Origin of the sequence: Blastococcus sp. TML/C7B, from assembly GCF_016612845.1 — a bacterium.
Lineage (GTDB): Bacteria > Actinomycetota > Actinomycetes > Mycobacteriales > Geodermatophilaceae > Blastococcus.
Map to the genome: position 1 here is coordinate 363,139 of NZ_JAEOAA010000001.1, position 12,973 is coordinate 376,111.

Below are 12,973 nucleotides of genomic sequence, written 5' to 3' on the forward strand. Positions count from 1 at the left end.
TCTCCTCCAACGGTGACGGCACGGCTGCTGGGGGACTCGGACTCGAACCGAGACTGCACGGCTCCAAAGGCCGGCGGGCTGCCGATTACCCCATCCCCCACCCGCGGCGCCGTCGCGGACGGCGTCGCGGAGGTGCCCGAGCGGACCGGCACCCGGGTGCGAGCCTAAGGGCCGCGCTCCCCGCGGGGGCACCGGCGGCGGCGGCGCGGTGCGTCCCGACCCACCGGACCAGCGGGTTCGCGGATCCGCCTACGGTGCCGTAGGTTTTCCGGCACATCGCCCGGAGCTCGCCGGTTCTGCCACCGCGCCCGAGGCGGATCACCACAGCACAGGAGTCCTCTTGTCAGCTCCCGCCCTCACCCGACCGACGGCCCCGCCCCGCGCCGAGCCCTACGCCGGGTTGCCGGACAACGCCATCGGCCGGCGCAAGAGCACCCTCGAGATCGTCACGCTCTACGTGATCGTGCTCGTGCCCTTCGTGGCCCTGGCGGCCGTCATCCCCGCGGTGTGGGGCTGGGGCATCTCCTGGCTGGACGTCGGCCTGGCGGTCGGCTTCTACTACCTGTCGCTGCTCGGCGTGACCGTCGGCTACCACCGGCACTTCACGCACGCCTCGTTCAAGAGCGCCCGCCCGCTGCGCCTGGGGCTGGCCGTCGCCGGCTCGATGGCGATCCAGGGCCCGGTCAACCAGTGGGTGGCCGACCACCGCCGGCACCACGCCTTCGCCGACCGCGCGGGTGACCCGCACTCCCCCTGGCGCTACGGCACCGACCTGCGCGCGCTGCTGAAGGGCATGTTCCACGCCCACCTGGGCTGGCTGTTCGACCGCCGCAAGACCAACCAGGCCCGCTACGCCCCTGACCTGCTCAAGGACGCCGGCCTGGTCTTCATCAGCCGCACCTTCGTCGTGTGGGCCTTCCTCAGCCTGGCGATGCCCGCCGTCCTCGGCGGGCTGATCACCGGCAGCTGGGCCGGTGCCTGGTCGGCGTTCTTCTGGGCCGGCCTGGTGCGCGCGGCCCTGCTGCACCACGTCACCTGGTCGATCAACTCGGTCTGCCACGTGGTGGGCAACCGGCCGTTCGTCTCCCGCGACCGGGCGACGAACTTCTGGCCGCTGGCGATCCTCAGCGGCGGCGAGTCCTGGCACAACCTGCACCACGCCGACCCGACGTGCGCCCGGCACGGGGTGCTGCGCGGCCAGATCGACATCAGCGCCCGCGTCATCTGGGTGTTCGAGAAGCTCGGCTGGGCCTCCTCCGTCAAGTGGCCCGACCCGGTGCGCCTGGCCGCCAAGCGCCGCGTCGAGGCCCCGGCCGCGTCCTGAGCACCGACCCCGGCACCGACCTCGGGCACCCGCCCGGGGCCGGCCCGGGTGCGCACGGCACCCGCGTCCGGGTGCGCATGACCGGCGCGCAGCGCCGGGAACAGCTGCTCGACGTCGCCCGCGAGCTGTTCGGCCGGCGCGGTTTCGTCGCCACCTCGATCGAGGAGATCGCGGCGCACGCGCAGGTGAGCAAGCCCGTCGTGTACGAGCACTTCGGCGGCAAGGAGGGCATCCACGCCGTCGTCGTCGACCGCGAGATGCAGCTGCTGCTGGGCCGCTTCACCACGGCCCTCTCCGCCCCGGGGCACCCCCGGGAGCTGCTGCAGCGCGCCGCGCTGGTGCTGCTGGAGTACATCGAGTCCGACACCGACGGCTTCCTCGTGCTCACCCGTGACGCCCCGATCACCAGCGGCGTGGGCGGCTACTCCTCGCTGATCGGCGAGGTGGCCCGCAAGGTCGAGCACATCCTCGGCGGGCACTTCGACGCGCGCGGCTACGACCCGCGGCTGGCCGAGCTCTACAGCCAGGCGCTGGTCGGCATGGTCGCGCTGGTCGGCCAGTGGTGGCTGGACACCCGTACGCCCGACAAGAGCGTGGTGGCCGCGCACCTGGTGAACCTGGCCTACAACGGCCTGTCCCACCTCGACCCGTCCCCCGACCTGCTGGACGGTCCCGGCGCCCCCTGAGCGCCGCTCAGACCACCCGGGCGCCGGGCACCGGCCCGGTGACCGCGCGGACGGTCCGGAAGACGCCCTCCCCGGCCAGGGTCGCCGCCAGCCGGACGGCCGCGGGCTGGTCCTCCGCGAGCGCCGCGATGGTCGGGCCGGAGCCGCTGACGAGGGCACCGAGGGCGCCGGCGCCGCGGGCCGCCTGCAGCGCGCGCCGCAGCTCCGGCCGCAGCGAGAGCGCCGGCGCCTGCAGGTCGTTGGCGAGCGCGTCCGCCAGCGCCGCCGCCGGCCCGCTGCGCAGCGCGGCCAGCACCGGCTCGGCGGGCAGCAGCTGCTCGCCGTCGGGCACCCGGCCCTCGGCCCGGAGCCGGTCCAGCTCGCCGTACACCGACGGGGTCGACAACCCCTCGCCGGCGATGCCGAGCACCCAGTGCCACGACGGCCGTGCCAGCACCGGGGTCAGCTGCTCCCCGCGCCCGGTGCCCAGGGCGACGCCGCCGAGCAGGCTGAACGGGACGTCGCTGCCCAGGTGCGCGGCCAGCTCCAGCAGGTCGGCGCGGTCGGCACGGGTGCTCCAGAGCGCGTCCAGCGCGACCAGCGCGGCGGCGGCGTCCGCGCTGCCGCCGGCCAGGCCCGCGGCCGCCGGGATGTCCTTCGCGATCTCGAGCTGCGCGTCGGCGGGCACGCCGGCGTGCTCGGCGAGCAGCTCGGCCGCCCGCCAGACCAGGTTGCGCCGGTCGGTCGGGACGGCGTCCGCCCCGGTCACCCCGCCCGAGCCCTCGCCACTGACGGCGAGGCTCAGCCCCTCGCCCGGCCGGGCGGTGACGGTGTCGAACAGCGAGACGGCGAGGTAGACCGTGCGCAGCTCGTGGAACCCGTCGGGGCGCAGCGGGCCGACGGCCAGGTGCGCGTTGATCTTCGCCGGGGCCCGCGCGGTGACGACGCCGGACGCCGTCACGGCTGCACCTCGTCGGTGGCGGCCAGGCGGGCGAAGTCGGTCACCGAGAGCTGCTCGCCGCGGGTCGAGGGGTCGATGCCGGCCGCGCGCAGCCGGGTCTCCGCGGCGGCGGGGCTGCCGGCCCAGCGCGCCAGGGCCGCGCGCAGGCTCTTGCGGCGCATCCCGAAGGCGGCGTCGACCGCCGCGAAGGTGGCCCGGCGGTCGCCCTCGGGCGGGGGGCGCCGGACGAGGGCGACCAGCCCGGAGTCGACGTTGGGCTCGGGCCAGAACACCCGCCGGCCCACGTTGCCCGCCCGGCGCACCTCGCCGTACCAGGCGGCCTTGACCGACGGCACGCCGTACGCGCCGCCCCCGGGGGGCGCCGCGAGCCGCTCGGCGACCTCGGCCTGCACCAGGATCAGCGCACGCTCCAGGGTCGGCAGCAGGTCGAGCAGGTGCAGCAGCACCGGCACCGCGACGTTGTAGGGCAGGTTCGCGACCAGCGCGGTGGGCGGCGGACCCGGCAGCTCGCTGATGCGCAGCGCGTCGGCCTCGACGACGGTCAGCCGGTCGGCGAGGTCGGGCCGGCGCTCGGCGACCGTCCGGGGCAGCCGGGCGGCCAGGCGGGGGTCGATCTCGACGGCGGTGACCGCCGCCGACGCCGGCAGGAGCCCGAGGGTGAGCGAGCCGAGGCCCGGCCCGACCTCGAGGACGACGTCGTCGGGCGCCAGCCCGGCGGTGCGCACGATGCGCCGGATCGTGTTGGCGTCGTGCAGGAAGTTCTGGCCCAGCTGCTTGGTGGGGCGCAGCTCGAGCTCCGCGGCCAGCTCGCGGATCGCGGCCGGCCCCAGGAGCCCGTCGGGCGGCTCGGGGGGAGTCAGGGCGACCCGATCAGCCGAACAGCCGCGGGCCGCAGTGCGGCCACTGGCCGGCACCGGAGCGCTGGTACAGCAGCTGCGCGCGGTAGGTCTGCTCGTCGGGGCTGGCCTGCGAGGGCAGCCCCGTGCCGCCGACGGACTGCCAGGTGCCGACGCCGAACTGGTACAGGCCGTGGTACTTGCCGGTGCTGCTGACGGCGGTGGGGCGGCCGCCGGACTCGCAGGCGGCGAGCGCGGCCCAGTTGAGCCCGTCGGCGGACGGGCTGGCGGTCGGCCGCGGCTTGGTGCCGACGGCGACCTGCTCGGTGACCGGGGCGCGGTCCACGACGGTGCTCACGGTCTCGCGGCCGGTCTCGACGCCATCGGTCACGGTGATCCGGTAGGTGACGGTCTGCTGGCCGTCGACGCCCGGCGTCGTCACCTTCTTCTCGCCGACGGTCGCCTCCGGGTTCGGCGTCTCCACCGTCTCGTGCGGCAGGGCGACGGTCTCGGTGACTTCGGTGACGGTCACCCGGTAGACCTGCAGGCGCATGCCCGCGGTCAGCGGCGTCGTGGCCTCGGCGGTGGCGCGGTCCGTGGCGCTCAGCACGATGCCCTGCTCGGCGAGCAGGTCGCCGGCCGTGGCGGCGGTGGTGGTGACGACGCGCTCCTGGCCGTCCACGGCGAGGACGACGTCCTTGGGCGTGGTGACCTCCAGGCTCATCCCGTCCAGCGGCAGCCGCTCGCTGCGGCTCGCGGAGAGGACCAGGCCGTCGGCGCGCAGGCCGAGCTGCTCGAGCGCCTCGTCCACCGACAGGGCGGTCACGTAGATCTCCTGCTCGACGCCGTCCACGGTGAGCTTCAGCGGGCGGGCGCGGGTGAGCAGGACCGTGTCGCCGTCCGCGACGGCCGCGTCGACGGCCGGCAGCACGACGTCGTGGGCCGCGGGCTCCAGGCCTGCCTCGTCCAGCACCTCGGCCACCGTGTCGGCGTAGGTGCCGACGCGCGAGGCCTGGCCGTCGACCGTGAGGACGATCGACTTCTGGGCGACGAAGAAGGCCAGCGTTCCGCCCACGAGTCCGAGCAGGACGAGGGCGAAGAGGCTGAGTCGGAGCGAGCGGCGCACGGCACATCCAGGGGTTCCGGGACCCGGGCAGGAGGACGTGGGCACGCCGCCGGTGGACGGCGCGCCCGCTGCAGTCCGCATCCGGGTCGGCTGCTCGACCGGAACCTGCGGTTCCGGTCGGGCGCTCGGCCCGGGGCGGCCTCCACCCCGGCTGATCACGACACGATAACGAGCACGGTGCGTGGTGCAACGGTGCGTGATGAGTGAATCAGACCGTCGCCATGTCGCTATGTGGACGCGCCGACACGTTCTGTGACAGCCGTGCCGGGATCAGGAACTCGGGACCGTCGCTCGTCGCTCTGCCGGGGTGAGCAAGCGCACAGCGTGGGATCCAGCCGTTCGGGGCACACACGCCCGCCCGTCAGCCCGCCAGCGCCCGGGCCCCGGCACGCACCGGTCGCAGCCACGTCACCAGGAAGAACGCGACCGCCAGCCCGGACGACAGGGTGCAGAAGCCGCCGGCGACCAGCCCCACCGGCAGCAGGTCGAAGTGCTCGGTCACCCGGTCGCCGCGGTCGATGCCCGCGGTGAGCAGCAGCGCGCCCAGCGGCAGCAGCGCCAGCACGCCCGTCGCCGCCGAGACCAGGTGCGCCGTCCAGGTGCGCAGCGCCTCGTCCACCGGCACGTCGGCGCCCGCGGCCGGCAGCGGGCGCACGACCGCCCGCAGCAGCGCCAGCTCGGCGAGCACCCAGGCCACGCCCGGCACCGCCACCGCCGTCCCCGCGAACGCCGCGCCGACCTCCTCGCCCGACCACAGCCAGGCCGCCGTCGCGATCACCGCGACGACCTCCAGCCGCATCGTCCACACCAGCCAGGCCGAGATCAGCTCCGCCCGGCGCGGCCGCCGGTGCGGCTGGGCCACCGCCCAGCGCGGCCGCGGCCGGGTCACCTCCGCCAGCAGGACGCCGGCCAGCAGCCCGAGCACCAGGATCGGCACCCACAAGAAGACCGACGACTCCCCCACCAGCACGAGGACGCCCACGATCCCGGCGATCCCCAGCAGCAGGCCCAGCCGCCGCCAGCGGCGCCCGTGCTGCGCCTGCTGGGTCAGCGCCGCCGCGCCCTCGGCCGTCGGTTCGACCAGCTCCACGGACCCGCCGGCCACCGCCCGCCGGTCGGCCGCCCGCGCCCAGGCACGCGACAGCAGCACGCCCGGCACCAGCAGGGCGATGAACAGCACGACGGCGATGAGGCGGCCCACCCTGTCATTGTCGCCCTCCGGGCGACACCGCGGCCACGTGCCGTTCCCCTGCGCCGCTGAGCCGCCCCCGTCCCTCCTCTGGGGACCCTCCGGGCCCCCGTCGTCGGGACCGCTCCGCGGGTTGCTCCCCGTCGTTCCTCGGGGGACCCTCCGGGCCCCCGCTCGTCACGACCCGCTGACGCGAGGTCGGCTCAGGTGCCGGTCTCCCACGAGCCGAAGACGCGTTCTGCGTTGCGGGTGAGCTGGTGGCAGAGCTCCTCGAGGTCGGTGCCGGTGACCTCGGCGAGGGCGCGGACCGTGTGCGGCACCAGGCGGGAGGCGTTCGGGCGGCCGCGGTGCGGGACCGGCGTGAGGAAGGGCGAGTCGGTCTCGACCAGGAGCTGCTCGGCCGGGGTGAGAGCGGCGGCCTCGCGCAGGTAGCCGGCGTTGCCGAAGGTCAGGGTGCCGGCGAACGACAGCACGAAGCCCCGCGCGACGCAGGCCTTCGCGAACGCGGCGTCACCGGAGAAGCAGTGGAAGACGGTGTGCTCGGGCGCGCCCTCGTCGTCCAGCACGCGGAGGATCTCGTCGTGGGCGTCCCGGTCGTGGATGACCAGGGCGACGCCGTGCTCCTTCGCGATCCGGATGTGCGCCCGGAACGACGCCTCCTGCGCGGCCCAGCCCTCGGGGCCGGTGCGGAAGCGGTCCAGGCCGGTCTCCCCCACGGCCCGCACCCGCGGCAGCGCGGCCAGCCGGTCGATCTCGGCCAGCGCCTCGTCGGTCGCCTTCCCTGCCCCCGCCTCGTTCGGGTGCAGCGCCACGGCGGCCAGCACCGACGGGTGCCGCGCGGCCAGGGCCGCCGACCAGCGCGATGAGGCGACGTCGACACCGACCTGGACCAGCCGGGTCACGTTCACCGCCGCCGCGGCCGCGATCTCGGCGTCCACGGCGGCGTCGGACGCCCACTCGCCGTGCTCGTCGTCCGCCGGCCGCTCCCCCAGCACGATGTCCAGATGCGTGTGGCTGTCCAGCGCCGGCGCCGGCAGCGGCTCCGGGGACGGCGGCGGCTCACCGCGCCGGTTGGCCCGCGACGAGGCCGACCGGCTCACGCACGCCCCCCGAGGGCAGAAATGGCCATTACTGCCGTCACGCGGAGCCCTCTTCGAGGCGGGCCAGCTCCTCCTCCACCACCGAGTCGTCGAGCTTCTTGAAGATCGGCGTCGGAGCGCTCAGCGGGCTCCCCGACGGCAGCGGGCGCGAGCCCCACGTCGCCGCGGCGCCCGCGTAGTCGCCGGTGATGATCGGGTAGGGAGAGCCGTCGTCGAGATCCGTGGTCTCCACGATCTGCGGCGCCGGCGACCACACGCCCTCGCCCCCGAGCAGCTCGTGCACCTTCTGCGCCGAGTGCGGGAGGAACGGGGTGAGCAGCGCGTTGCAGTCGCTGATCGCCTGGAGGGCCGTGTGCAGCACGGTGTCCCGGCGGGCCGGGTCCTCCTTGAGCTTCCACGGCGCCTGGTCCGACAGGTACTTGTTCGCCTCGCCGACGACGCGCATCGCCTCGGTCGCCGCGGCCTTCTGCCGGTTGCGGCCGAGCAGTTCGCCGATCGGCCCGAACGCCGACGACGTCGAGGCCAGCAGCGCGCGGTCGGCGTCGGTCAGCTCGCCCGGCGTCGGGATCGCGCCGACGTTCTTCGCCGCCATCGACACCGTGCGGTTGACCAGGTTGCCCCAGCCCGCGACCAGCTCGTCGTTGTTGCGGCGGACGAACTCCGACCAGGTGAAGTCGGTGTCCTGGTTCTCCGGGCCGGCGGCGGCGATGAAGTAGCGCAGCGCGTCGGCGTCGTACCGGGCGAGGAAGTCGCGCACGTAGATGACGACGTTCCGCGAGGAGGAGAACTTGCGGCCCTCCATGGTGAGGAACTCGCTGGAGACCACCTCGGTCGGCAGGTTCAGCCGGCCGTAGGAGCCCGGCGTCCCGCCCTTGTCGCCCTCGCCGTTGTAACCGAGCAGCTGGGCCGGCCAGATCTCGGAGTGGAAGACGATGTTGTCCTTGCCCATGAAGTAGTAGGCGTCGGCGTCCGGCGACTGCCACCACTGGCGCCAGGCCTCCGGGTCCCCGGAGCGGCGAGCCCACTCGATCGACGCCGACAGGTACCCGACCACGGCGTCGAACCAGACGTAGATGCGCTTGTCGGGCCGGTCGCGCCAGCCGTCCAGCGGCACCGCGACGCCCCAGTCGATGTCGCGGGTGTAGCTGCGCGGCTTGAGGTCCTCGAGCAGGTTGACGCTGAAGTTGAGGACGTTCGAGCGCCAGTTCTTCCGCGTCGCCAGCCAGTCGCCCAGCGCGCGGGTGAACGCCGGCAGGTCGAGGAAGTAGTGCTCGCTCTCGACGAACTTCGGCGTCTCACCGTTGATCTTGCTGACCGGGTTGACCAGGTCGGTCGGGTCGAGCTGGTTGCCGCAGTTGTCGCACTGGTCGCCGCGCGCGCCGTCGTAGCCGCAGATCGGGCAGGTGCCCTCGATGTAGCGGTCGGGCAGGGTGCGCCCGGTCGACGGGCTGATCGCGCCGAGCGTCGTCTTCGGGAACACGTAGCCGTTCTTCAGCAGGCCCAGGAAGATCTCCTGGCTGACGGCGGCGTGGTTGGCCGTCGTCGTCCGCGTGAACAGGTCGTAGCTCAGCCCGAGGGACTGCAGGTCGTCGACGATCACCCGGTTGTTGCGGTCGGCGATCTGCCGGGGCGTCACGCCCTCGGCGTCGGCGGCCACGGTGATGGGCGTGCCGTGCTCGTCGGTGCCGCTCACCATCAGCACCCGGTTGCCGCTCATCCGCTGGAAGCGGCTGAAGACGTCGGAGGGGACTCCGAACCCGGAGACGTGGCCGATGTGCCGCGGGCCGTTGGCGTAGGGCCAGGCGACCGCGGTCAGGATGTGGCGATCACTCACGGCACAACAGTACGGAGGCCCGTCCACCCGGTTGCCCGGGCAGTCGGGTCAGTGCGCGGTAACGGTCGTGGAGGCGATGTCGCCCGGGCCCAGCGGGTCGTCCACCGGGCCGACCAGCGCGAGGGCGCCGAGGGCCAGGCCGATGACGGCGAGGGTCGCCGTCGCCAGGCCGCGGTGCGCGACCGCGGGGTCGGGACGCCGCTCGACGACGCGGGGACCGGCCGCCAGCCACGCCGCCACCGACGGCGAGCCGGCCAGCAGCAGCTTGCCGACCGGGACCGACACGGCCAGCAGGAGCGCACCCGGGAGCGCGAGGGGCAGGGCGACGGGGACGAGGAGCGCCGCGACGCCGAGCAGCGCGACCAGCGCCAGCTCGCCGACGGCGACGCCGACCAGCATCCGGCGACCGGAGCCGTCGACCACCGCGGCGCCGCTGCCGGCCGCCAGCACGATCCACGCCGCCAGCAGGAGCAGGCCGACGGCGACGACCGGGCCGGCGGGGCGCGACGGCCCGCCGAGCAGGCCGTCCAGCCCGTGCAGCGCGACCGCGAGCAGGGCGACGGCCTCGACGACGGCGAGGGCGCCGGTGAGCAGGGCGGTCACGGGCGGGCGGCGCCGCGCCGTGCCGGTGCCGAGGGGGCGGAGCGGGAGCGCGAGACGCGGGCCCGCGAACGCACCGCGCATGCCGTGCACGTCGATCGCCACGCCGAGCTCCCCTGACCGGTCCGAACTGTCCCCGGAGGGCTCGTCGCGTTCCCGCCCGTGCTGGAGGGCCGCAGCGCCGGGCCCCACCCCGACGGGTGAGCCGCCCGCTCGCCCCGCGCGGCGCGCCTACGCTGCGGACGCCCGGTCCCGAGGAAAAGCCCGATGAGCAGCGCCGGCACCCCGCCCCCGCCCCCGCCGTCGACCCCGCCGCTGCCCGACCGCGCCGCCGGCCCGGAGACGACCGACGGGCCGCCGAACCCCCGCCCCCGCCCGGCCGGCCGCGAGCCGCGGACGCCGACCCGCGCCCCCGGCACCCCGGCCGTCGTCGACTGCGCCGTCTACGTGGACGGCGAGCGGCAGGCCGCGGTGGAGCCCGAGGAGGCCCTCCACGTCGCGGAGCGGACCGGCGGCTTCGTGTGGCTGGGGCTCTACGAGCCGACCGAGGACGAGCTCGCGGCGATCGCCCGGCGCTACGCGCTGCACCCGCTGGCCGTGGAGGACGCCGTCTACGCCCACCAGCGGCCCAAGCTGGAGCGCTACGACGAGGCGCTGTTCATGGTGCTGAAGACGGCGACCTACGTGGAGCACGAGGAGCTGACCGCGACCAGCGAGGTGGTGGACACCGGCGAGGTCATGGTCTTCCTCGGGCCGCGCTACGTGATCACCGTCCGGCACGGGCACCACAGCGAGCTCGGCGACCTGCGGCACCGGCTGGAGGAGCAGCGCGACCTGCTGTGCCTGGGCCCGGCCGCCGTCCTCTACGCCGTCGCCGACCTGGTGGTGGACACGTTCGTCGACGTCGCCGGCGCGGTCGAGGACGACGTCGACGAGCTCGAGGCCTCGGTCTTCAGCCCGTCGCGGACCGACGACATCGGCCGGCTGTACCAGCTCAAGCGGGAGCTGATGTCGCTGCGCCGGGCGGTCTCCCCGCTGGAGGTGCCGCTGCAGAAGCTGGCCGAGCGGGAGATCGATGTCGTCCCGCAGGCGATGCGCTCCTACTTCCGCGACGTGCTCGACCACGCCATCCGGGTGCGCGACCAGGTGGCCGGCCTCGACGAGCTGCTCACCTCGATCCTCCAGGCGTCGCTGGCGCGCACCTCGATGGCCGACAACGAGGACATGCGCAAGATCTCCGCCTGGGCCGGCATCATCGCCGTCCCGACCGCGATCGCCGGCATCTACGGGATGAACTTCGAGCACATGCCCGAGCTCGGCACCCGCTACGGCTACCCCGTCGTCCTCCTGGTGATCCTGGTGTCCTGCCTGCTGCTGCACCGCGGCTTCAAGCGCAACGGCTGGCTCTAGCCCGGCCGCGAGAGTGCATTTCGCGGGCCCATCCCGCGGGGATGAGCCCGCTTTCCGCACACTCACGCCACGAGGGCCGCGGCGACCCTCGCGATGAGCTGCGCCGGGTGGCGCAGGTCCTCGGCCGTCACGAAGACGACCCGCCAACCCGCAGCCGTCAGCCGGTTGAGCCGCGCGCGGTCCTTCGCGAACTGGCCGGGCTCCCCGTGCCACCGCCCGTCGTACTCCAGAGCGATCCGCTGCTCGGGCCAGGCGAAGTCGACGCGCGCCACGAAGCGCCCCCGGTCGTCGACGACGCGGTGCTGGGCGATCGGCGCCGGCAGCCCGCTCCGGCGCAGGAGCAGCCGCACGCGGGTCTCCGGAGGAGACTGGGCCAGCCCGTCCGCCAGCGTGCACGCCGTCCGCGCCCGAGCGGCACCACGGCCCCGGGCGACGGCCGCGAGCGCCCGGACCCGGCCCAGGTCCGCCTGACCGCTGTCGACCATCCGGTCGACGGCGACGACGGCTGCGTCCCCGGACAGCAACCCGGCGAGGCGGACCGCCGTCGCCTCTGGCGAGGTCACCGGCATGCCGTGACGCGAGGCCCGCTCAGCCGGCGGGAGAGCGGCGCGACGCACGCTCAGGCCGGGCCTGCGGACCGGGTGCGACCGCGGCGGGACCGTGACCTCGACGTCGTCGTCCGCGGCGGCGAGCTCCACGCCCCAGAGCACCGCCGCGCTCCTCCCGCTCACGACGGCGAAGGGCAGGAGGACGCACGCGGCGCGGGCCCGCACCTCGTGGGTCAGCGTGACGTCACGGTGCAGGTAGACGCCTCGGAACACCGCCCGCCAGGCACTGCTGCGCAGCTGATCGGGGGTGAGCAACCCCTCGTCGACGGCCCACCAGCCGAGGAACGGCTCCGCGGTGAGCAGCGCGGGGGGCTGCGACGGCGTCCGGGACACCGGGACACCCTGGCGGGCCCGGCACCCGGGGCGTGCCCGTCATCCACAACCCGCCGCGAGCGTGCAGTTGTCGGGGCCATCCGGCGCGGATGGGCCCGCGCAGCGCACTCTCGAGCGCTGGGGGCGCGGGTCAGGCGCCCTTGTGGGCGACGACGGCGTCGTAGACGTCCCGGCGGGGCAGGCCGGTGCGCTCGACGACGGCGCGGATCGCGTCCTTGCGGGTCGCGCCGGCCGCCTCCTCGGCGGCGACCTCCGCCGCGAGCTCGGCCGGCGTCAGCGTGACGGCCCGAGGAGGCGCGCCGCCCACCACCAGCGTGATCTCGCCCTTGACGCCGTCGGCGGCCCAGGCGGCGAGCTCGGCCAGCGTGCCGCGGCGGATCTCCTCGTAGGTCTTGGTGAGCTCCCGGCACACCGCGGCAGGACGGTCCTCCCCGAGGACGGCGGCGGCGTCGGCGAGGGCGTCGGCGAGGCGGTGCGGCGACTCGAAGAAGACCATCGTGCGCGGCTCGCCGGCCAGCCCGGTGAAGCGCGCCCGGCGCTCACCGGCCTTGCGCGGCAGGAAGCCCTCGAAGCAGAACCGGTCGACCGGCAGCCCGGAGACGGCCAGCGCGGTGGTCACCGCGGACGGGCCGGGCACCGAGGTCACGGCGATGCCGGCGTCGATCGCCGCGCGCACCAGCGTGTACCCGGGGTCGGAGACCGACGGCATGCCCGCGTCGGTGAGCAGCAGGACCGTCGCGCCGTCGGCCAGGGCGCTCATCAGCCCGGGCAGCCGCTGCTGCTCCACCGACTCGTGGAAGGTCACCACGCGGCCGGTGAAGGTGACGCCGAGGTCGGAGGCCAGCCGGTGCAGGCGCCGGGTGTCCTCGACGGCGAGCACGTCGGCGGTCTCCATCACCGAGCGCAGCCGCGGTCCGACGTCACCGGGCTGCCCGAGGGGCGCGCCGCCCAGCACCAACCGACCTGTCACCCCGGCAGCCTGTCACG

At 75.0% G+C, this 12,973-nt stretch carries 12 protein-coding genes and 1 tRNA gene; 3 read left to right on the forward strand and 10 right to left on the reverse strand.

Translation table 11 applies throughout. The annotated features are described in order from the left end of the window. Window positions 1-27 precede the first annotated feature (27 nt). A tRNA-Gln gene (locus JKP76_RS01795) sits at window positions 28-100 on the reverse strand. 240 nt (window positions 101-340) lie between these two features. Here JKP76_RS01795 and JKP76_RS01800 point away from each other — a divergent pair. Both JKP76_RS01800 and JKP76_RS01805 read left to right on the forward strand, forming a co-directional pair. Further along, window positions 341-1,324, forward strand: coding sequence for an acyl-CoA desaturase (locus tag JKP76_RS01800; RefSeq protein WP_200489324.1), 984 nt, complete (start codon window positions 341-343; stop codon window positions 1,322-1,324). 77 nt (window positions 1,325-1,401) lie between these two features. Next, window positions 1,402-2,010 carry a TetR/AcrR family transcriptional regulator gene (locus tag JKP76_RS01805; protein WP_200489325.1) on the forward strand — a complete coding sequence of 203 codons (609 nt, stop codon included), beginning with the start codon at window positions 1,402-1,404 and terminating at the stop codon, window positions 2,008-2,010. Window positions 2,011-2,017: 7 nt separating this feature from the next. Here JKP76_RS01805 and JKP76_RS01810 read toward each other — a convergent pair whose 3' ends face one another. The 7 genes from JKP76_RS01810 to JKP76_RS01840 form a co-directional block, all read right to left on the reverse strand. Next, window positions 2,018-2,950 carry a 4-(cytidine 5'-diphospho)-2-C-methyl-D-erythritol kinase gene (locus JKP76_RS01810; protein WP_200489326.1) on the reverse strand — a complete coding sequence of 311 codons (933 nt, stop codon included), beginning with the start codon at window positions 2,948-2,950 and terminating at the stop codon, window positions 2,018-2,020. Next, the gene (rsmA, locus tag JKP76_RS01815; protein WP_309232797.1) at window positions 2,947-3,864 is read right to left on the reverse strand and encodes a 16S rRNA (adenine(1518)-N(6)/adenine(1519)-N(6))-dimethyltransferase RsmA; all 918 of its coding nucleotides are present in this window, start codon (window positions 3,862-3,864) and stop codon (window positions 2,947-2,949) included. Before rsmA ends, JKP76_RS01810 begins: the two co-directional genes overlap by 4 nt. Continuing rightward, entirely contained in the window at window positions 3,821-4,912 is a 1,092-nt protein-coding gene (locus JKP76_RS01820) for a resuscitation-promoting factor (protein WP_200489327.1), read from the reverse strand. Before JKP76_RS01820 ends, rsmA begins: the two co-directional genes overlap by 44 nt. Window positions 4,913-5,273: 361 nt before the next feature. Beyond that, complete coding sequence (locus tag JKP76_RS01825; protein ID WP_200489328.1) at window positions 5,274-6,113, reverse strand: hypothetical protein; 840 nt, start codon at window positions 6,111-6,113, stop codon at window positions 5,274-5,276. A gap of 191 nt (window positions 6,114-6,304) precedes the next feature. Further along, a complete protein-coding gene (locus JKP76_RS01830; RefSeq protein WP_200489329.1) occupies window positions 6,305-7,201 on the reverse strand; it encodes a TatD family hydrolase in 897 nt (298 codons plus the stop codon). Window positions 7,202-7,238: 37 nt separating this feature from the next. Beyond that, a complete protein-coding gene (gene metG / locus JKP76_RS01835; RefSeq protein ID WP_200489330.1) occupies window positions 7,239-9,035 on the reverse strand; it encodes a methionine--tRNA ligase in 1,797 nt (598 codons plus the stop codon). 48 nt (window positions 9,036-9,083) lie between these two features. Next, window positions 9,084-9,740 carry a hypothetical protein gene (locus tag JKP76_RS01840; protein ID WP_200489331.1) on the reverse strand — a complete coding sequence of 219 codons (657 nt, stop codon included), beginning with the start codon at window positions 9,738-9,740 and terminating at the stop codon, window positions 9,084-9,086. Between the two features lie 162 nt (window positions 9,741-9,902). Here JKP76_RS01840 and corA point away from each other — a divergent pair, with 162 nt between their 5' ends. Further along, window positions 9,903-11,045, forward strand: a complete 1,143-nt coding sequence (corA, locus tag JKP76_RS01845; RefSeq protein WP_200489332.1) for a magnesium/cobalt transporter CorA — start codon at window positions 9,903-9,905, stop codon at window positions 11,043-11,045. A 62-nt stretch (window positions 11,046-11,107) separates the two neighbouring features. On the opposite strand, the gene JKP76_RS01850 is transcribed toward corA, so the two are convergent. Both JKP76_RS01850 and rsmI read right to left on the reverse strand, forming a co-directional pair. After that, window positions 11,108-11,986: a hypothetical protein gene (locus JKP76_RS01850; RefSeq protein WP_309229451.1), complete on the reverse strand. Its 879-nt coding sequence runs from the start codon at window positions 11,984-11,986 to the stop codon at window positions 11,108-11,110. 130 nt (window positions 11,987-12,116) lie between these two features. After that, on the reverse strand, window positions 12,117-12,956 hold the full coding sequence (gene rsmI, locus JKP76_RS01855) for a 16S rRNA (cytidine(1402)-2'-O)-methyltransferase (RefSeq protein ID WP_200489333.1): 840 nt from the start codon (window positions 12,954-12,956) through the stop codon (window positions 12,117-12,119). Window positions 12,957-12,973: the final 17 nt, after the last annotated feature.

Bases quoted from the DNA above. Each gene is read 5' to 3' on its own strand.
- JKP76_RS01805 (WP_200489325.1), top strand. From the start codon at position 1,402: ATGACCGGCGCGCAGCGCCGGGAACAGCTGCTCGACGTCGCCCGCGAG.
- corA (WP_200489332.1), top strand. From the start codon at position 9,903: ATGAGCAGCGCCGGCACCCCGCCCCCGCCCCCGCCGTCGACCCCGCCG.